Origin of the sequence: Paraburkholderia sp. RAU2J, from assembly GCF_003634845.1 — a bacterium.
GTDB lineage: Bacteria > Pseudomonadota > Gammaproteobacteria > Burkholderiales > Burkholderiaceae > Paraburkholderia > Paraburkholderia fynbosensis.
This window is the reverse complement of record NZ_RBXG01000001.1, coordinates 1889533-1908912: the sequence shown is the minus strand read 5'-3', so window position 1 is coordinate 1908912 and position 19380 is coordinate 1889533. Positions and strand designations below refer to the sequence as shown.

General features: G+C 64.6%; 15 protein-coding genes. 3 read left to right on the top strand and 12 right to left on the bottom strand.

All coding sequences use genetic code 11. The features are described from left to right. Positions 1–92: 92 nt before the first annotated feature. Positions 93–488 (top strand): acyl-CoA thioesterase, encoded by a 396-nt coding sequence (locus B0G69_RS08820; protein ID WP_121316527.1) that lies wholly within the window; start codon positions 93–95, stop codon positions 486–488. A 160-nt stretch (positions 489–648) separates the two neighbouring features. Here B0G69_RS08820 and B0G69_RS08815 read toward each other — a convergent pair whose 3' ends face one another. Together B0G69_RS08815 and B0G69_RS08810 are read right to left on the bottom strand one after the other, a co-directional pair. Next, complete coding sequence (locus B0G69_RS08815) at positions 649–990, bottom strand: DUF4148 domain-containing protein (RefSeq protein WP_121319242.1); 342 nt, start codon at positions 988–990, stop codon at positions 649–651. A 195-nt stretch (positions 991–1185) separates the two neighbouring features. Further along, entirely contained in the window at positions 1186–2154 is a 969-nt protein-coding gene (locus B0G69_RS08810) for a LysR substrate-binding domain-containing protein (protein WP_121316526.1), read from the bottom strand. A 159-nt stretch (positions 2155–2313) separates the two neighbouring features. Here B0G69_RS08810 and B0G69_RS08805 point away from each other — a divergent pair, with 159 nt between their 5' ends. Continuing rightward, positions 2314–2928, top strand: coding sequence for a glutathione S-transferase N-terminal domain-containing protein (locus tag B0G69_RS08805; RefSeq protein ID WP_121316525.1), 615 nt, complete (start codon positions 2314–2316; stop codon positions 2926–2928). 142 nt (positions 2929–3070) lie between these two features. Here B0G69_RS08805 and B0G69_RS08800 read toward each other — a convergent pair whose 3' ends face one another. Together B0G69_RS08800 and B0G69_RS08795 are read right to left on the bottom strand one after the other, a co-directional pair. Then, positions 3071–6181: an EAL domain-containing protein gene (locus tag B0G69_RS08800; protein ID WP_121316524.1), complete on the bottom strand. Its 3111-nt coding sequence runs from the start codon at positions 6179–6181 to the stop codon at positions 3071–3073. A gap of 246 nt (positions 6182–6427) precedes the next feature. Continuing rightward, positions 6428–6904, bottom strand: a complete 477-nt coding sequence (locus B0G69_RS08795) for a nitrate reductase associated protein (protein ID WP_121316523.1) — start codon at positions 6902–6904, stop codon at positions 6428–6430. Between the two features lie 154 nt (positions 6905–7058). Here B0G69_RS08795 and fdhD point away from each other — a divergent pair, with 154 nt between their 5' ends. Then, entirely contained in the window at positions 7059–7898 is an 840-nt protein-coding gene (gene fdhD / locus B0G69_RS08790; RefSeq protein ID WP_121316522.1) for a formate dehydrogenase accessory sulfurtransferase FdhD, read from the top strand. A 68-nt stretch (positions 7899–7966) separates the two neighbouring features. Here the strand turns inward: fdhD and B0G69_RS08785 are convergent, their stop codons facing one another. The 8 genes from B0G69_RS08785 to nudB all read right to left on the bottom strand — a co-directional run bounded on the left by B0G69_RS08785 (position 7967) and on the right by nudB (position 19315). Next, positions 7967–8737 (bottom strand): enoyl-CoA hydratase, encoded by a 771-nt coding sequence (locus B0G69_RS08785; RefSeq protein ID WP_121316521.1) that lies wholly within the window; start codon positions 8735–8737, stop codon positions 7967–7969. Between the two features lie 149 nt (positions 8738–8886). Beyond that, a complete protein-coding gene (locus B0G69_RS08780) occupies positions 8887–10086 on the bottom strand; it encodes an acetyl-CoA C-acyltransferase (RefSeq protein WP_121316520.1) in 1200 nt (399 codons plus the stop codon). A 135-nt stretch (positions 10087–10221) separates the two neighbouring features. Then, positions 10222–12657 (bottom strand): 3-hydroxyacyl-CoA dehydrogenase/enoyl-CoA hydratase family protein, encoded by a 2436-nt coding sequence (locus B0G69_RS08775; protein ID WP_121316519.1) that lies wholly within the window; start codon positions 12655–12657, stop codon positions 10222–10224. A gap of 139 nt (positions 12658–12796) precedes the next feature. Then, positions 12797–14584: an acyl-CoA dehydrogenase C-terminal domain-containing protein gene (locus B0G69_RS08770; protein WP_121316518.1), complete on the bottom strand. Its 1788-nt coding sequence runs from the start codon at positions 14582–14584 to the stop codon at positions 12797–12799. A 98-nt stretch (positions 14585–14682) separates the two neighbouring features. Then, the gene (locus B0G69_RS08765) at positions 14683–15282 is read right to left on the bottom strand and encodes a TetR/AcrR family transcriptional regulator (RefSeq protein WP_121316517.1); all 600 of its coding nucleotides are present in this window, start codon (positions 15280–15282) and stop codon (positions 14683–14685) included. Positions 15283–15686: 404 nt separating this feature from the next. After that, positions 15687–17249, bottom strand: a complete 1563-nt coding sequence (locus B0G69_RS08760; RefSeq protein WP_121319240.1) for a tetratricopeptide repeat protein — start codon at positions 17247–17249, stop codon at positions 15687–15689. A gap of 312 nt (positions 17250–17561) precedes the next feature. Next, a complete protein-coding gene (gene clsB, locus B0G69_RS08755; protein WP_121316516.1) occupies positions 17562–18815 on the bottom strand; it encodes a cardiolipin synthase ClsB in 1254 nt (417 codons plus the stop codon). Further along, positions 18812–19315, bottom strand: a complete 504-nt coding sequence (nudB, locus tag B0G69_RS08750) for a dihydroneopterin triphosphate diphosphatase (RefSeq protein WP_121319238.1) — start codon at positions 19313–19315, stop codon at positions 18812–18814. The genes clsB and nudB overlap by 4 nt, the downstream gene beginning before the upstream one ends. Positions 19316–19380 lie beyond the last annotated feature (65 nt).

Below are 19380 nucleotides of genomic sequence, written 5' to 3'. Positions count from 1 at the left end.
CCGGGTCGCCCCGCCGGTGGTGCAGTCGTCGTGAAATCCCCGCCTGCCGCTCGAGCCGACCGAGCCAATACGTTTCTCAAGGGTGCCCCCGAATGACCGATCTTCTTCAACTCCCGCAAAAGCCCTGTGCGCTGCGCGTCGTGCCGCAACCGTCGGACGCGAACGTCCACGGCGACGTGTTCGGCGGCTGGATCATGGCGCAGGTGGACATTGCCGGCTCGATCCCGGCGAGCCGTCGCGCCAACGGGCGGGTGGCGACCATCGCGGTCAATTCGTTCGTGTTCAAGCAGCCGGTGTTCGTCGGCGATCTGTTGAGCTTTTACGCGGATATCGTCAAGACGGGCAATACGTCGGTCACGGTGTCGGTCGAGGTCTACGCGCAGCGCATGAGCCTGACCGAAGATCTCGTGAAGGTCACCGAGGCGATCCTCACCTACGTCGCTACCGATAGCGACCGCCGCCCGCGCGCACTGCCGGTGCTCGACTGAGTGGCTGAGTTGACTGGCTGAAGCGAGCCACTCGAGCACAAATGGAAAGAGGCGCCTTGGCGCCTCTTTCCATTTCATACCTTGAAGTTGCAGATGTGGCGGCACGCTCGGGACCGGGCGGACCCGGTCCGGCTTCGCTACGGCATACTGGCTTACTGGCTTACTGGCTCGCCGCCGCGCCGATGCCCGCTTTCTTCTGCGCGTTCTGGATGTCGTTCGGATAGTTCGGATCGTTGCGCGACGGCTGATAGCCGTGCGCCTCCAGTTGTTTCAACTCGGCGTTCTTCTTCGCCCGCGCCTCTTTGCGCGCGGCCTTGCGCTCCGCCTTCGAGGTGTGCGGCCTGGTGCCGGTCGCCGCCTTGGCCGCATCCGAGCCCTCGCCCGCCGGCCCTCCTCCGGCGCCCCCGCCGCCGCTTTGCGCGAACGCCGGCGCGGCAGCCGCCACGCTCAGTACAACCGATGCCAACAACACAGCCAGTTTCTTTGCAGGTGAAGACGACATTTGTTTTTTCTCCAGTCGGATTGGCGGATAGTCGGCAGCACGACGCCCGGCATACATTACGTGCGGCAGGAACGGCAATCGGGCGAAGCGCTGCGTGAAGCGATGTTTCGTCGATGTTTCGTCGATGTTTCGTCGGTGCTTCTTCATGCCCCGGCAAGGTCCCGGATGGGAACCACGAATATAGGCGACCGAAATTCATGCGCAAATCGGTTTGACCCGCGCAGGCAGTGGCCAGGCCGCCCGGCTCGACACTGCGGACGCGCCATCGCCGCGCAAATAAACATCGACCTGCGCTTCGATCCACTGCGCGAAATGCGTCTGGCGGGCATTGAGAATTTCGCGCTGCTGCCACACCAGCCAGTACGGATAGCGATACGGAACGCGGATCGTGGTGATCTGCACCAACGCACCTTGCGCCAACGCATGCGCGACCAGACTGCGTCGCTCGAGCGCGATGCCCTGGCCCAGCAGCACCGCGCCGATCGCGATGTTCGAATCGTTGGCCGACAGCACCACGGCTTCGGCCGGCGGCGGCCCGACGTGCGCCGCGTCGCACCAGTCGGCCCACGGCGCATCGGGGCTGGAGATCAGCGGGCACGCGACCACGTCCTCGGCGCTGATGGGAAAGCGGCCGCCCGGTGCGAGCGCGAAATGAGGCGCGGCAACGACCACCATGTCGTCGTCGAACAATTTTTGTTGCGCGACGTCGGGCCAATGCCCTTGTCCCATGCGGATGCCGATGTCGGCCGCGCTCTGGCGAAAATCCTCGACCTGCAAACTGGTCAACAAGCGCACCCGATAGTACGGGTGCGCTTCGCGAAAGCTCGCGAGCCGTGGCACGAGCCAGTGCTGCGCGAACGACGGCAGGGTCGAGATCACCAGTTCGCTCTCCTGCGGGCGCGCCTGCGCGCGGCGCGTGGCCTCGGTGATATCGCGCAGTGCGGCGCGGATGTCCAGCGCATACAGGCGCCCTTCGTCGGTGAGGCGCAAGCCGCGCGCCTCGCGGATGAACAGCGCGACACCCATCGCGTCCTCCAGCGCCCTGATTTGCTGGCTGACCGCCGAGTGCGTCACGTGCAATTCGCGCGCGGCCTGAGTGACGCCGCCAAGACGGGCGACGGCTCCGAAACAGCGGAGCGCAGTAAGCGGCGGGATGGGCTTCATGTTAGAAATTCTGACGTAGGTCGTCGGTAATTGTCGCTTTTTTTGGCGCGCGGAGACGCTTAATCTATCGGCTTGAGGCGCCAAGCATCGCAGTGGACGAGAAGCGCCGCGGCACGGCCCGCTCAGGCGCGCAATGATAGAACTTCTAACGGGAAACACATGAAACTGATCGGAATGCTCGATTCGCCCTACGTACGCCGGGTCGCCATCTGCCTCAAATTGCTGAAGCTCGACTTCGAACACGCGTCGATCTCGGTGTTCAGCACGTACGACCAGTTCGCGCAGATCAACCCGGTCGTCAAGGCGCCGACGCTGATCGCCGACAACGGCAGCACGGTGATGGAGTCATCGGTGATCCTCCAGTACCTGGCGACGCTGGCCGGACCCGGGCAGCGGCTCTTCCCCACTGTGCCGGAGGATGCTTTGCGCGCCGCCCGTCTATCGGGGCTCGCGCTCGCGGCGTGCGAGAAGAGCATCCAGATCGTCTACGAGCGGAATCTCCGGCCGGTGGAGAAGCAGCACGAGCCTTGGCTCGAGCGCGTGCGCGCACAACTGCTCGCCGCTTACGCCGAACTCGAACGCGAGGTGGCGGCGGCCGCGCTGCCGATCGAGCAGGAGCAGTTCGACGCGGCGGACGTCACCGTGGCGGTGAGCTGGCATTTCACGCAGATGATGCTGCCGGAGATCGTCGATAAAGCCGCGTACCCGCACTTGCAGGCGTTTTCGGCGCTGGCGGAGGACTTGCCGGTTTTCGTGGATACGCCGGCGGTGTGACAACGGCGGTGCGGGAAGCGCGCCCTGTCATCGACAATGCGGCGTACACGGAAGAACTGGAACGCGCCGCCGATTGGCCCGTCAGTGATGTGCCGCTTCGCAGCGCCTCGATTGCCGCTGCGATTCGCTCCCTACGCGCCAATCAAGCCGGCTCCAGCGCCCGCCCCACGCCTCCTTGCAACAACTCGGAAATCGCATCGGTCGATAACGGCCGCGCGAAGTAGAAGCCCTGCATCTCGTCGCACGCGCGCTCTTTCAGGAAGTCGAGTTGCGCCGACGTTTCGACGCCTTCCGCGATCACGTGCAGCTTCAGCGAGTGCGCAAGCGCGATGATTGCCGAGGTGATCGTCTCGTCGTCGCCTGACACGCCGATGTCCGACACAAACGAGCGGTCGATCTTCAGCCGGTCCACCGGGAAGCGTTTCAGATAGCTGAGGCTTGAATAGCCGGTGCCGAAGTCGTCGATCGCGAGGCCGATGCCGAGCGCGTGCAGCTCGTTGAGCATCGACACCGCTTCTTCGGCGTTACGCATGATGGTGCTTTCGGTCAGCTCCAGTTCGAGGTAGCGCGGCTCCAGACCGGTCTCGGTCAGCACCTGCGTCACCAGCTTCGCGATATCGCGCTGCTGGAATACACGCGCCGACAGATTCACCGACACCCGCGTCGGCGGCAAGCCCTCATCCTGCCAGGCCTTGTTCTGGCGGCACGCTTCACGCAGCACCCATTCGGACAGCGGCCCGATCAGCCCGCTCTCCTCCGCCAACGGAATGAACGCCGACGGCAATATCAGGCCGTCTTCCGGATCGTGCCAGCGCACCAGCGCCTCGATGCCGACAATCTGTCCGCTGCCGATATCCACCTGCGGCTGGTAGTGCAGCAGGAATTCATCGTCACGCAACGCGCGGCGCAGGCGCCGTTCGAGATTCAGACGCGCGCCCGCGCTCGCATTCATCTCCGGCTGATAGAACTGGAACGTATTGCGGCCCATGTCCTTCGCGCGATACATCGCGAGGTCGGCCTTTTGCATCAGCGATTCGGCGTCGTCGCCGTCTTGCGGGAACAGGCTCGCGCCCATGCTGCAACCGACGTACAGCTCGGTGCCGTCGAGCCACACCGGCTCGGAAATCGACGAGCGCACGCGCTCCATCCATGCGATCAGCGACTGTTCATCGACCGTGTCGGTCATCACGATCACGAACTCGTCGCCGCCGTGCCGCGCCACCGTGTCGCTGGTGCGCGAGCAGCGCGCGAGGCGCTCGGCGACCACGCGCAGCAGCCGGTCCCCAACGCTATGGCCGAGCGTGTCGTTGACGTTCTTGAAACCGTCGAGATCGAGGAACACGACGGCGACGCCCTTGTGATGCCGCCGCGCGACGACCAGCGCATGCTCGAGCCGGTCGCGCAGCAGATTGCGGTTCGGCAGGCGCGTGAGGCTGTCGTAGTTGGCCTGGTATTCGAGTTGTTCCTGATAGCGGATCAGATCGGTCACGTCGTTGATCACGCCGATGTGATGGGTGATCACGCCTTCCGCATTGGGCACCGGCGCGATGAACAGCTGATTCCAGAACAGCGCGCCGTCCTTGCGATAGTTGCGCAGCACCGCGCTGACCTCGCGGTTCGCCGCGAGCGCCTGGCGGATCAGCGCGACGCCTTCCTGGTCGCGGTCATCGCGTTGCAGCACGCGGCAATCGTGGCCGATCACCTCGGCGGGATCGTAGCCGGTGATGCGCATGAACGCCGGGTTCACATATTCGATCAGATTGCCGGCCGGCGACGGCGCCGTGATCAGAATCGCGTTGACGCTCGCGTCGAGCGCGCGGCTTTGCAGACGCAACGCAAGATCGGCGCGCTTGCGCTCGGTGATGTCCGTATAGGAACCGAGCACGCCGATCACGCGGCCCTCGCCGTCGGTGAACGGCAGCTTGCTCGTGACGGTGGTGCGGTGCACCCCGCCGATCACCAGGTCGACCTCGAAGTTCATCTTCGGCACGCCGGTGCTCACCACTTCCTGGTCGTGGTCGCCCAGCAGATCGGCGAACGCGCGCCACGGCATATCGGCATCGCGCCTGCCCACCACCTGCTCGGGATAGGCGAGCCCGGCATCGCGCGCGAACGCCATGTTGCAGCCGAGATAGCGCGACTCGAGGTCCTTCCAGAAGATGCGCTGCGGGATGTTGTCGATCACCGCTTCGAGCATCTGGTTCGAGCGCTGCGCCTCGGCTTCGGCGTTGATCTGGTCGGTGACGTCGTCGGCGAGCACGAAGAGCGACGCGCGGCCCATGAAGTTCAGCGCGTGATACGAAATATCGACGCTGACGATCGAGCCGTCCTTGCGCCGGTGATGCCAGATGCCCGCCATCGTGCGGCCGTGCGGGATCGCGTCCTGGCGTTGCAGGTGCGATTCGAGCCGCGAGACTTCGCCATGCGTGCGGATTGCGCGAATCGTCATGCCGAGAAATTCGTGCTCCGAGTAGCCGTATTGCTGGATCGCAGCCGCGTTGACGGCGAGAAAGCGCAGCGTCTCGCGTTCGAAGATGTACATCGGCACCGGATGGTCGTCGAACAGGCCGCGAAAGCGTTCATCGTGGCGCCCGAGCGCGCGCACGCTGCGCAGTTTTTCGCGCGCGCTGTTTTCGCGGGCGCCGAACGTGAAGATGAGGAGCACGCCGCCGGTCAGCATCGTCACGATCAGCAGAAACAGCGCGCGCTGGGTTTCGCTCGCCGAGACCGCGAGCGCCTTCTGCAACGCGCGGTTTTCCTCGCTGCGCAGCGCGGCCAGCGCGGCTTCCACGCGATCGAGTTCGAGCCCGAGGCGGGTGTAGGCCGACGCCGCCCATGCGCGCGACGCATCCGGCTGGGCGCTGGCGCTTTTCAACAGCGCGTCGTCGATGTCGTGCTGCAGCGCGTGGCTGTTCGCGCTCAGCCTCGCCAGCGCGTCGAGCATCGGCGGTTCGCCAGCCAGCTCCTGACGCAGCTCGTGCTCCAGACCGGCGAGCGTCGTGGTCATCGCGGCGGCCGCGTTGACCGGCGCGGGTTCGCCCGATGCCTCGAAGCGGCCTAGCGCGGCCAGTGCGCCGTCGAGCGCCGTGTGATACGCGTCGAGGTTCTGGCGCACGCTCGTCGCGCGCAGCATGCGCGCGTCGGCATCGCGCTGACCGCCAATCTGCGTGTAGGCGACGAACGCGTTCGCACCGACCGCGGCGACGACCACCGCTATGTTGATCAGCAGCCGCTTCGATAAGAAAAGAGTCATGGATTCCGAACGTCAATCGTTCCGAGGGCGGAGCGCGCGGTCGTTCTCGGTGCGTCGGGCCGCATCGATGCGAATCTTTTTACGCGCCAACCCATGGATAACGGCAACTTCGGAACGGAGTTGAGGGTGGGGAATGAAAAAAACCGGGGTGGGGGCGCAATATCGGATAGCGTGTGGCGGACAGCGCTCGCCGGTCGTGCATGGGCGGCTGCGCTCGCTACCCGCGCTGCACGCGCCTCGCCGCCGCTACCCCGCGGCGCCGAATTCCTTCATCGCCGGGACGAAGTCGTGACTGGCTTCCGGCTTGCGCGACAATTTGGCGAGCACGTAGCGCTTGAACGGATCGAGTTCGGCCCAGCGGGCCGCGCTCGGCGCGGCGAGGCCGGCCAGCCCGGCCTGAAGGGTGACGCCCTCCGGCACGCTGTCCGTGTGGCGCCACGCGGGCGACTCGTCGGGCGTGAACCACTCCGGCTCGACGTTCGCGTGGGTGCGCAGCATCTCGAACAGCGCGTGATCGAAATTCGGTTCGATTTCCGCGTCGTCCTCGACCGGGAAGCGCGCCAGCAGCTTGCGGTCTTCGAGTGGCAGCAACTGCCACTGCGCGAGCGTGATGCGCAGCCCGAAACGGTCGAGATTGAAGCGCACCGACATTGGGATGTAGGTGAAATTCTCCGAAGACGCGACTTCGAAGTTGAACAGAAGCGGTGCTTCGTTGAGTCCCATGACAAGGCTCCTCCTGATGGCGCACAGCGTGCAAGCGCAGCTTGAGGTATTTTAGAACCTTATTCGCGCGACGGCGGCTCGGCCGGGGTTGCCGGTGGCGCAGGGCAACCTCGGGAAGCGCTACGCGCGCGCAGCATCGCACAGGAGTCGAGCATTGAACGAACAGGAAACAGCCGGACAGCCGGGCGCGGTGGAGCGCCAGGTGCACCGGCATCGCGGCGCGGCGGTCGAAACCGTCACCGATCACGTCGGTCAGGAATGGCCGGTCGCGCTCGTCTTCAACGGTATTTCGCATGCGGTGATGATGTGTACCCCGCGCGATCTCGAAGCATTCGCGGTCGGCTTTGCGATTTCGGAAGGCATCGTCGAGCGCGGCAGCGATATTCAGGACATCGAGGTCGAACTGCATGACGACGATGAATTGCCGCATGCCGAAGTGCAATTGCAGGTCGTCCAGCAGGCGTTCGTCGCGCTGAAGGAGAAGCGCCGCGCGCTCGCCGGGCGCACCGGCTGCGGCGTCTGCGGCATCGAAAGCATCGATCTGCTCGATCTGAAACCGGAGCGGGTGCCCGACACCGGCTTTCTGCACCGGCTCGCGCCGGACGCGATCGCCCGCGCCGCCCGCGAACTGCCCGAACACCAGGCGCTCACGCGCTTGACCGGCGGCCTGCACGCGGCCGCATGGTGCGACGCGGCGGGCGCGATCCGCTACGCGTTCGAGGACGTCGGCCGTCACAACGCGCTAGACAAGCTGATCGGCCAGCTCGTGCTCGATCGCGCGGACACCCGCGAGGGCTTCGTGTTTCTGTCGAGCCGCGCGAGCTACGAGCTGGTGCGCAAGGCCGCGCGCGTCGACGTGCCGATGCTCGCGACGATCTCCGCGCCGTCGTCGCTGGCGATTGCGATTGCCCGCAAGGCGGGCGTGCGGCTCGTCAGCTTCTGCCGTGAAACCAGCTTCGTCGATTACGACACGTGGCAACCGGCGCAGCTTTGAGCGGTTGAGGCGCCACGAGCGCGCTGGCAACCCCGCGCCCGTGTGCTGCACGGCTCAGGCGCGGCGCGTCAATCGAACTGCCGGAAGTCCGGCTTGCGCTTCTCGAAGAACGCCTTGAACGCCTCGCGCGCTTCCGGCGCGAGCAGCATCTTGCCGAAGTGCACGGCTTCTTCCGACATCTGCGTATGCAGTTCCTGGTGGCTCGCGCGCTTCATCAAACTCTTCGTCACGCGCAGCGACGACGCTGGCAGCGCGGCCAGCTTCGCGGCCTGCGCGGCAGCGAACGCGTCGACTTCAGCCGCCGGCAGCACACGATTCACGAAGCCCATGCGGTGTGCTTCGGCGGCGTCGAACGCTTCGCCGAGCAGCAGCTTTTCCGCCGCCGCCTGATAGCCGCCCACGCGCTGCAACAGCAAGCTCGACGCCGCTTCCGGGCACAGGCCGAGTTGCGTGAACGGCAACGAGAAGCTCGCCGTGTCGGCCGCGTAGACGAGGTCGCAATGCAGCAGCATGGTCGTGCCGATGCCGACCGCCGGCCCCGCCACCGACGCCACCACCGGCTTTTCCGCCGAGCCGAGCGCGCGCAGGAACTGGAACACCGGTGCGTTTTCGCCCATCGGCGGCGTCTTCATGAAGTCTTCGAGATCGTTCCCAGCGCTGAAAATGCCGGCGCTGCCGCGAATCAGGATCGCGCGCACGGACGTGTCGCCGTGCGCTTGAACCATCGCGTCGGCCATCGTCTGATACATCGCGGCCGTAATCGCGTTCTTCTTGCCGGGCCGGTTGAAGGCAATTGTCAGCACGCCGTCCGCGCGCTCGACCAGGATATCCATCGTCATCTCCTTCCTCTCCTCGTACTCTTGCTGAGAATGAAAAAAACGGTTCGCAAGCCGGGCGGCCTGCGAACCGTTCTGCGGTCCTTGACGGACAAGCGGGGCATCATCTCGCCGATGACCGCGCGGACCGGGGCGTACACCCGCCAACCCGGTTACAGGCGCTCGATGATGCCCGCCGCGCCCATGCCGGTGCCGACGCACATCGTCACCATGCCGTACTTGTAGTTGCGGCGGCGCAGGCCGTGCACCACCGTCGACGCACGAATCGCGCCCGTCGCGCCGAGCGGGTGGCCGAGGGCGATCGCGCCGCCGAGCGGGTTGATTTTCGACGGGTCCAGCCCGAGGTCCTGAATGACCGCCAGCGATTGCGCGGCGAACGCTTCGTTCAGTTCGATCCAGTCGAGATCGTCCTGCTTCAGGCCCGCGGCCTTCAGCGCGGCCGGAATCGCTTCCTTCGGGCCGATGCCCATGATTTCCGGCGGCACGCCGCGCACTGCGAAGCTCACGAAGCGCGCGAGCGGCGTCAGGTTGAACTGCTTGAGCATCTTCTCCGACACGATAATCAACGCGCCCGCCCCGTCCGACGTCTGCGAGCTGTTGCCCGCCGTCACGGAACCCTTGTTCGCGAACACTGTGCGCAGCTTCGCCAGACCTTCGAGCGACGTTTCCGCGCGCGGACCTTCATCGAGCGACACTTCGCGCGTCTGCACACGCACTTCGCCGGTCGCGAGATCGGGGAAGCGTTCGGTGATCGTGTACGCGGCGATTTCGTCGTTGAATTCGCCGGCCTGCTGTGCGGCGATCGCGCGGCGGTGTGATTCGACCGAGAACGCGTCCTGCGCTTCGCGGCTGATCTTCCAGCGCTCGGCGACTTTCTCCGCGGTCAGACCCATGCCGTAGGCGATGCCGATGTCTTCGTTGCGATCGAAGATATGTGGCGACAGCGACGGCTTGTTGCCCATCATCGGCACCATGCTCATCGATTCGCAGCCGCCCGCGATCATCGCGTCCGATTCGCCGACGCGGATGCGGTCGGCGGCCATCGCCAGCGCGGTCAGGCCCGACGCGCAGAAGCGGTTCACCGTGACGCCGCCGACCGTGTTCGGCAGGCCGGCCAGCAGCGCGCCGATACGCGCGACGTTCAGCCCCTGTTCGGCTTCGGGAATCGCGCAGCCGACGATCGCGTCTTCGATTACCCTGGTGTCGAGGCCGGGCACTTGCGCCACGGCCGATTTGATCGCGTGCACCAGCAGTTCGTCGGGGCGCGTGTTCTTGAACATCCCGCGCGGCGCCTTGCCGATCGGCGTACGGCTCGCCGCGACGATGTATGCGTCTTGCAATTGCTTTGCCATTTGAGACTCCTTTGTCGGCCAGCGTTAGCGCTTTAGCGCTTACGTTGGCCCCATGCAACCCTGTTGCGGTCGGTGGGAGTTAGCGCTTTGGCGCCTACTCCCACCCCATGCATATGTATGCGATTGCTGGTCGCTTCAGTTGCGCACCGGCTTACCGGTCTGCAGCATGCCCATGATCCGCTCCTGCGTCTTCTGCGTGCCGAGCAGGTCAACAAACGCACGACGCTCGAGTTGCAGCAGCCATTCTTCATCGACGAGGCTGCCCGCCTCCACATCGCCGCCGCACACCGCTTCCGCGATGCGGCTGGCAATCAGGAAGTCATGCTCGCTGATGAAACGGCCATCGCGCATGTTGACGAGCGACGCCTTGATGGTCGAGATCGCCGAGCGGCCCGCGACCGGCACCTGCGTCACCCGCAGCGGCGGACGATAACCCGCCGCCGCCAGCGCGCGCGCTTCCTTCTTCGCGACGTCGAGCAGCTCGAACACGTTGAAGACGATCGTATCGGACGGCTTCAGGTAGCCCATCGCGCGGGCATCGAGTGCGGACGCCGAGACCTTCGCCATCGCCGCGTTTTCGAACGACTTCTGCACGAACTTCAGCAGATCGCTGGTCGCGCCGACCTGCGTGGCAGCTTCCGCCGCGCGCAGCGCCGCTTCTTTCAGGCCGCCGCCCGCCGGCACGAGCCCCACGCCGACTTCCACGAGACCCATATAGCTTTCGATGTGCGCAACCCGCTTCGCGCTGTGCAGCGCCAGCTCACATCCGCCGCCGAGCGCGATGCCCGACACCGCCGAGATTACCGGCACGCTCGCGTACTTCACGCGCAACATGCCTTGCTGGAACTTCTGCACGAACGGCTCGATGCCCTTCGCGCCGCCCATCATGAACGCGGGCAGCGCTTCTTCGAGGTTGGCGCCTGCCGAGAACGGGCCGCCCGGCGTGCCGAGCTTCAGCGACGTCGGCTGCCACACCACGAGGCCCTTGTAGTCCTTCTCGGCCAGTTCGATCGCCTGCGTCAGACCGTCGATCACCGACGGTCCGATCGTGTTCATCTTGCTCTTGAACGACACGATCAACACATCGTTCTCGCCCGCGCGATCATCGACCCATGCGCGCACGGCATCGGTTTCGAACAGCGTCTTGCCGTAGGTCTTCGGATCGGCCGTCGTGTCGCCGACCAGCGGTGCGCGGAACACCTGCCTGTCATACACGGACAGCGACGAGCGCGGCACAAACGTCTTCGAAGCCGGCGACCACGAACCGTCGTTCGTATGCACGCCGCCCTTCTCCGCGACCACACCTCCCAGCACCCACGACGGCAACGGCACGTTCGACAGCGCTTTGCCCGCCGCGATGTCTTCCTGCACCCATTCGGCGACCTGCTTCCAGCCGGCCGTCTGCCAACCTTCGAACGGGCCTTCGTTCCAGCCGAAGCCCCAGCGGATCGCCAGATCGACGTCGCGCGCGTTGTCGGCGATCGACTCCAGATGCACGCCGATGTAGTGATACACGTCGCGGAAAATCGCCCACAGGAACTGCGCCTGGGGGTGCTCCGATTCGCGCAGCAGCTTCAGGCGCTCGGCCGCCGGGCGCTTCAGAATGCGGCCGACCAGTTCGTCCGCCTTCGCGCCGCCGTCGACGTACTCGCCCGTCTGCGGGTCGAGCACCTTGATCGCCTTGCCTTCCTTCTTGTAGAAGCCCGCGCCGGTCTTCTGACCCAGCGCGCCCTTCTTCACCAGTTCGGCCAGCACGGCCGGCGTTTCGTAGATCGGGAAGAAGGGGTCGTCCTTCAGCGTGTCCTGCATCGTCTTGATGACGTGCGCCATCGTGTCGAGACCGACCACGTCGGCGGTGCGGAACGTGGCCGACTTCGCGCGGCCCAGACGTGCGCCGGTCAGGTCGTCCACCTCGTCGAAACGCAGACCGAACTTCGCAGCTTCCGTAATCACGGCGAGGATCGAGAAAATGCCGACGCGGTTGGCGATGAAATTCGGCGTGTCTTTTGCGCGCACGACGCCCTTGCCGACCACGCTCGTGAGGAACGTTTCGAGTTGGTCGAGAATTTCCGGACGCGTCGTCGCGGTCGGGATCAGTTCGACCAGGTGCATGTAGCGCGGCGGATTGAAGAAGTGCACGCCACAGAAACGCGCCTTCAGTTCGGCCGGGAAGCCTTCCGACAAAGCCGTGATCGACAGGCCCGACGTGTTGGTCGCGAAGATGGCGCTCGGGCCGATGTGCGGCGCGACCTTCTTGTACAGGTCGTGCTTCCAGTCCATGCGTTCGGCGATCGCTTCGATCACGACGTCGCATTCGGCGAGCTTCGCGATGTCGTCGTCGTAATTGGCCGGCTGGATGTATTGCGCGTCGTCCTTCACGCCGAACGGCGCCGGCGACAGCTTCTTCAGATTCTCGATCGCCTTCAGCGCGATAGCGTTCTTCGGGCCTTCCTTGGCCGGCAGATCAAAAAGAAGCACAGGCACCTTGGCGTTGATCAGGTGCGCTGCGATCTGCGCGCCCATCACGCCGGCGCCGAGCACGGCTACCTTGCGAATGATCAGATTGCTCACGTCGTTCCTCCGGGGAGTTATGCGGATGTCGCGAAGCGTCAGAAGTGCTTCGCGATGTAGGGCTTGAGCCAGGCGGGAATCGGGCGCCACGGTTTCGATACGCGCGGCGCCTGTGCCTCGATGTGTGTTTGCGTTGAGCTTAGAACAGCGCTTCTTCGACGTCCATCAGCGACTTCGAACCGGCGCGCGCCTGACGGATCGTCATCGCCGTTTCCGGCAGCAGCTTCGCGAAGTAGAAGCGTGCGGTGGCAAGCTTGGCTTTGTAGAACGGATCGCCCGACGCTTGCTTGTCGAGTGCGATACGCGCCATGCGCGCCCAGAAGTACGAGAACACCAGATGGCCGACAGTACGCAGATACGGCACGGCCGCGGCGCCGACCTCGTCCGGGTTCTGCATCGCCTTCATGCCGATTTCCATCGTCAGCTTCTGCACCTTGTCGCCGATGTCGGCGAGCGGGTTGACGAACTCCTGCATCTCCGGCTTGATGCCTTCGGCTTCGACGAATTCCGTCACCAGCTTGCCGAACTTCTTCATCTTCGCGCCCATGTCGCCGAGAATCTTGCGGCCCAGCAGGTCGAGCGCCTGAATCGCGTTGGTGCCTTCGTAGATCATGTTGATGCGTGCGTCGCGCACGTACTGCTCCATGCCCCACTCGGCGATGAAGCCGTGGCCGCCGTAGATCTGCATCGCGTGGTTGGTGCCTTCGAACGCGTTGTCCGACAGGAACGCTTTCAGGATCGGCGTGAGCAGCGCAACGAGGTCGGCGGCTTCCTTGCGCACCGCTTCGTCACCGTGCGACAGTTCCTTGTCGATATGCAGCGCGGACCAGTACGAGAACGCGCGCGCGCCTTCAGCGTAGGCCTTCTGCGTGAGCAGCATGCGGCGCACGTCGGGGTGCACGATGATCGGGTCGGCGGCTTTTTCGGGCGCCTTCGGGCCGGTCAGCGAACGCATCTGCAGACGCTCTTTCGCGTACGTGAGCGAGTTCTGATAGGCGACTTCGGTCAAGCCGAGGCTCTGCATGCCGACGCCCAGGCGCGCAGCGTTCATCATCACGAACATCGCGTTGAGACCCTTGTTCGGCTCGCCGACGAGCCAGCCCTTCGCGTTGTCGAGATTGATCACGCAGGTGGCATTGCCGTGAATCCCCATCTTGTGTTCGATCGACCCGCACTTCACGCCGTTGCGCTCGCCGGGCTCGCCCGCTTCGTTCGGCACGAACTTCGGCACGATGAACAGCGAAATGCCCTTGGTGCCCTTCGGCGCATCCGGCAGACGCGCGAGCACCAGGTGAACGATGTTTTCCGCGAGATCGTGTTCGCCGCTGGAGATGAAGATCTTCGTGCCGCTGATCGCGTACGAGCCGTCGCTAGTCGGCTCGGCCTTGGTGCGCAGGATGCCGAGGTCGGTGCCGCAATGCGGCTCGGTCAGACACATCGTGCCGGTCCACACGCCCGCGACCAGCTTCGGCAGATAACGCTGCTGCAACTCGGGCGTGCCGTGGGCGTGCAGGCATTCGTACGCGCCGTGCGAGAGACCCGGATACATCGTCCACGCCTGATTCGCCGAGTTCAGCATTTCATAGAGCGCGTTGTTGACGAACGCGGGCAGCCCCTGGCCGCCGTATTCCGGATCGCAGCCCAGTGCGGGCCAGCCGGCTTCGACATACTGTTGATAAGCTTCCTTGAAGCCCTTCGGCGTGGTCACGACGCCGTCGCCGGCGTACGTGCAGCCTTCCTGATCGCCGCTGTGGTTGAGCGGGAACAACACTTCGGAGCAGAACTTGCCGGCCTCTTCGAGCACGGCGTTGATCGTGTCGGCGTCGAGATCAGCGTGCTTCGGCATCTGGCTGATCTCGGCTTCCACGTTGAGCAGTTCGTGCAACACGAATTGCATGTCGCGCAGCGGCGCGGCGTACTGTCCCATGACTCTCTCCAAAGTTTGACAAGAAGCCAGGCCGTTAGCTGAGTCCGTGGACCGGAACCTTCTGCGCCGCTGAATCCGGTTGGTACCCGACCACGCTGCTAACGGCTTTCGCTTTGATACGAAACAATCAATTTTTCCAGCGCGGCCCACGTGAGAGGCACCGCATCCGGCAGGTGCAGGAAGCGCGCATCGTGATGCAGGCCGAGCGTCAAGCTGTACAGTTCGAAAAGCATCAGCTGCGGATCGGTGTCGGCGCGCAGATGCCCTTCCTCCATTGCCTGCGAAATCGCGCGAGTGAGCGCGGCACGCCAGATCGTCACGCTCGACACCAGTTGCTCACGCACCGGGTTGTCCGCGCGGTCATCGTACTCGACGGCGCCGCTGATATAGATGCAACCGGTCGTGACTTCCTGGATGCGCTTCTCGATCCAGCGCGAGATCATCGCGCGCAGACGCGGCAACCCACGAGGCTCGCGCAAGCTCGGAAAAAACACCTCGTCTTCGAAACGACGGTGATATTCGCGCACGACTTCGACCTGCAAATCCTCGCGCGACCCGAAATGCGCGAACACCCCGCTTTTGCTCATCTGCATGCGCTCGGCCAGCAGGCCGATCGTCAGACCTTCCAGTCCGTCGCGGCTTGCCAGATCGAGTGCTGCGTCGAGAATTGCGACCCGCGTTTGTTCGCCTTTTCGCATAGCTGTTTTTACCGTTCTAATGTGACCGAAAGAAAATCGAACGGCCGTACTATTATTGAGTGCTGCCGTCCGCGAAACAAGGACTTTATTAGAAACCGGTTTCTAACGCGGTTTCAATTCTGCGACATCCGTCAATCAGAGGAATCAGATTTTTTAGAGGCGTTTGCCTTGAGACAGGTATTGCTATGCAGAATGCTTGGGTCTCCGTGGTGGCGCAGCCGGCCGACATGATGCCGCAAATCGGCGCGAATCCAGGAGGGTTTGACGGGTGCGGGGTGGGAGGCGGTTGTCGCCGCGCAACTGGTGGGGCGGCGGTTGGGGGAATGGTGGTCGATCTGGCGCCGATCAGAATAGCCCGACGGCGAGATCGCCGCGCCGCCGCGGGCATGCTCGCGCGGAAGCTGTCATTCGTCCAATGGGAATCTCTGCTGCAACGCCATGGCGACCCGCGTCAGCACTTCGTCCCAATCGCCTCGCTGCGTCTGCGTGAAAAGACGCAAGCCGGGGTACCACGGACTGTCGTCGCGGCCGCGCAGCCAGCGCCAGCAGCCCGCGAAACGGTTCAGCAACCAGACCGGCTTGCCCATTGCGGCGGCCAGATGCGCGACCGAGGTGTCGACGGAAATGACCAGATCGAGGTTGTCGATCAGCGCCGCGGTCTCCGCGAAGTCCGCGAGTTCATCGGTCCAGTCGGTCAGGCGCGCTTTGCTCGCGGCGTCGGCGAGCTTCGCGGGGTCATCGGTCTTTTGCAGACTGATCCAGCGCACCTGCCACAGCGCGAGCAGCGGCGCGATCTGTGCGGCCACGAGGCTGCGCCGCCGGTCCACCGCAATGCCCGAATGGCCGCCCGCCCACACGACACCGACACGCGGCAAATGCGCGGCGGGCAACGCTTCCAGGCGCGCGCGCCAATGGTCGGCGCGCGCAGCGTCGGCACGCAGATACGGCAGCGCGCTCGGGACCGTGGCGAGTCGTGTGCCGCATGCCATCGGCAGGGACATCAGCGGGCAATAGCGATCCCAGCGGCCCAGATCGGAAGGCACGCCATCGAGCAGCACGAGGCCCGGCCAGCGCTCGCGCAACGACTGCTCGTACAGGCGGCGCAAAGGCGGTGGGCACACGTAGCCCACGTGGGAAAAACGCTCGAGCGCCAGCGGCAGGTAGCGCACGAACTGCAGACTGTCGCCATAACCCTGTTCGTCGAGGACGAGCAGGCGTTCATTGGAGGGTCGCCCGTTACGCAGACTTTGAGTCGCAGCAGACGGGCGCTCGCCAGACCATCGCGGCAAATCCACTTGCACAGGTTTCTGTGCGGGTCGTCCGTCGGCCAGTTTGAAGCTGACCCAGCGGTCTTCGAAATACGGCCATGCCTCTTCGTAGCGGCCCGTGGCGAGCAACACCATCGCCAGATTGTTGCGGGCGGCGAGGTTCGCAGGGGCCAGTTCGAGGGCGCGCCGGTAGTGCCGCTCGGCCTCTTCCAGCACGCCGAAATCCGCATGGATGCGCCCCAGATTGTTGTGCGCAGCCGAGTGCTCCGGGTCGATTTCGAGCGTGCGCCCGTAGCTCAGGGCCGCTTCTTCGAGACGCTCGAGATGTTGCAGCGTCAACGCGAGGTTGTAGTGCAGCGCCGAGAAATCCGGCTGCAGCGCGAGCCCTTGCCGCAGACTCTCGACCGCGCCCGGGTAGTCGCCGAGTGTGAGCCGGATCGCGTAGAGCGTGTTGTACAGGATCGGTTCGGGATGTATCCGGATTGCGCGTTCGAGCAAGTGCCGCGCGCTTTGCGTATCGCCGCCAGCAAGTGCGAGCAGACCTTGCAGATGAATCGCGCCAACATGCTCGTCATCCTCGCCCAGGATTCGATCGACGAGCGTGCGCACCGCATCGAAGCGGCCGGCCTGATAGGCGGCTATCGCCTCGTCGTGGAGGCTCGAGGTGTTGGCGGATTCGGCTGGCGGGCGAACAGACATGATTGACGAACCAACGAGCGCGCGTGCGTGATGCACAGGCCCGGTCGCCATAAGCGGCCCAGGCGTAGCGGCAAACACGGCTTGATCAGGGAAAGTCTCGGCGGCGCATGCGATACACCAGGCCGCTCGACTTTTATCGAACGAAGATTATGTTTGAGCCGCGGCAGCGAGTCTTTAGGAGCGCTCTGAAACGCGTCATATATCGCGCTTTGCATCGGTGTGGCGCACGGCAGGACGCGGTTGCTTCCGAGCGATGCGAAGGCTGGCCCTGCGGGCTGCGTTCGAGATTGCCGGCCCTCGCGCCACTACCGCCTAATCATACCCACCCACCGTCAACAGCTTCATCGCCACCCGATAGCTCGTATAAGCCAGCCAGTTGAGCGCGCGCTCGACGACCGGACGCGATTCGTAATGCGCCTCGTCGATACGGCGCGAATCCTTGAACGCGTCGAGTATCGCCTCACGCAGCGCCTCGGTCGACGCGTCGTTCACCAGCACCACATTCGCTTCGTTGTTGAGCATCAAACTCAGCGCATCGAGGTTCGACGAACCCACGGTCCCCCAGTTCGAATCGACCACCGCGACCTTGCCGTGCAGCAGCGTCTTCTCGTACTCGGCGATCTGGACGCCGGACCTGAGCAAGGCGTGATAAAGAAACGGCACCGCGTAATCGAGCGCCTTGAACTCCTTGCGCCCGATGATCAGCTTCACCACGACGCCGCGGCGCGCGGCGAACACCAGAGCACGCCGCAGCTTGCGCCCCGGCATGAAGTACGGATTGGCGAGCAGGATCTCGTGCCGCGCCTGGCCGATTGCGGCCAGATATGCCTTCTCGATCGCGCGCCGGTTGATCAGGTTGTCGCGCGCGACGAACGCCACGCACGGCTGCCCGCCTGCCCACAACTGCTCGTTGCGGCGCCGCCGGCGCCGCCGCAAACTGCCGAGCGACGCGGACGTGTGCGTGCCGAGGTCCGGCTCCAGTGCCTCGATCGGCCGATGCCCGAGTCGAATCCGGCGCCACTGCACCTCGAACGCCTGACGGACGTCGGCGACCACCGGCCCGTGCAACTCGACCGCGAAATCCCAGCGCCGGTAAGGCAGAGTCTCGCCATTGTTCTCGTAGTCGTCGACGATGTTGATGCCGCCGCAATACGCAAATTGATCGTCGATGACCGCGAGCTTGCGGTGGGTGCGCGAAAAGCCGAAGCGGCCGAACAGATGCGGGTTGTAGATGCGATGGTCGATGCCGGCCGGCGGCCATTCGTCGAACATCGACAGACGCGCGGTGCCGATGCCATCGGTGATCACGCGTACCCTTACGCCGCGCGAAGCCGCGCGCAGCAATGCTGCGCTGACTTGCTGGCCGGCGGCGTCGTCGCAGAAGATATAGGTTTCCAGAACGACGTCGCGCTGCGCGGCATCGATACGCTTGATCAGGGCGTCGAAAAAATCGTCGCCCGAGCGCAGCAGCCTGACGTCGTTGTCACTGGTGAAGCGATAACGCTGCCAATAGCGCCGGCCAAGCAGCGTGTGCCGCAGCCGCGAGAAACGGCCGCCTGCGCTCATCGGCCACGCTCCGCGGCAGGAACGCCCGCCGCTCGGCCGGCAAGCCGCCTGGGCAACTGCAGAATCGCGTCCGCGTTCGACGACGAGAAGCAGCGCGACGCCGCCTCTTCATGCGGCAGCCACAGAAACGCAGTGTGCTCGCGCGGTGCCAGCGTCACCTCGAGCTGCTCGGGCACCTGCACACTGAACCAGTGCTCGGTGTTGTGGATCACGCCTTCGGCATAGCGATGGCGGAATTCCGGGTAGATCTCGTATTCGATCGAATATTGCCAGTCAAACAAAGCGCTGCCAGGCACCTGCGCGCCGCCGATCACGATGCCGGTCTCCTCGGCCACTTCGCGCACCGCCGTTTCGACGAGCGGTTCGTCGAGGCGATCCTTGGAACCCGTCACCGACTGCCAGAAGCCCGCATGATCGGCGCGCTCGATCAGCAGCACGTCGAGCGCGGGCGTATGGATGATGACCAGCACGGATTGGGGAATTTTCGGCGGTTTCGGCATGATGTGAAAACTGGGCGCAACGCTTGCGCGGTACATGTCGGCACGCAGTGCAATGAGCGGTCGAA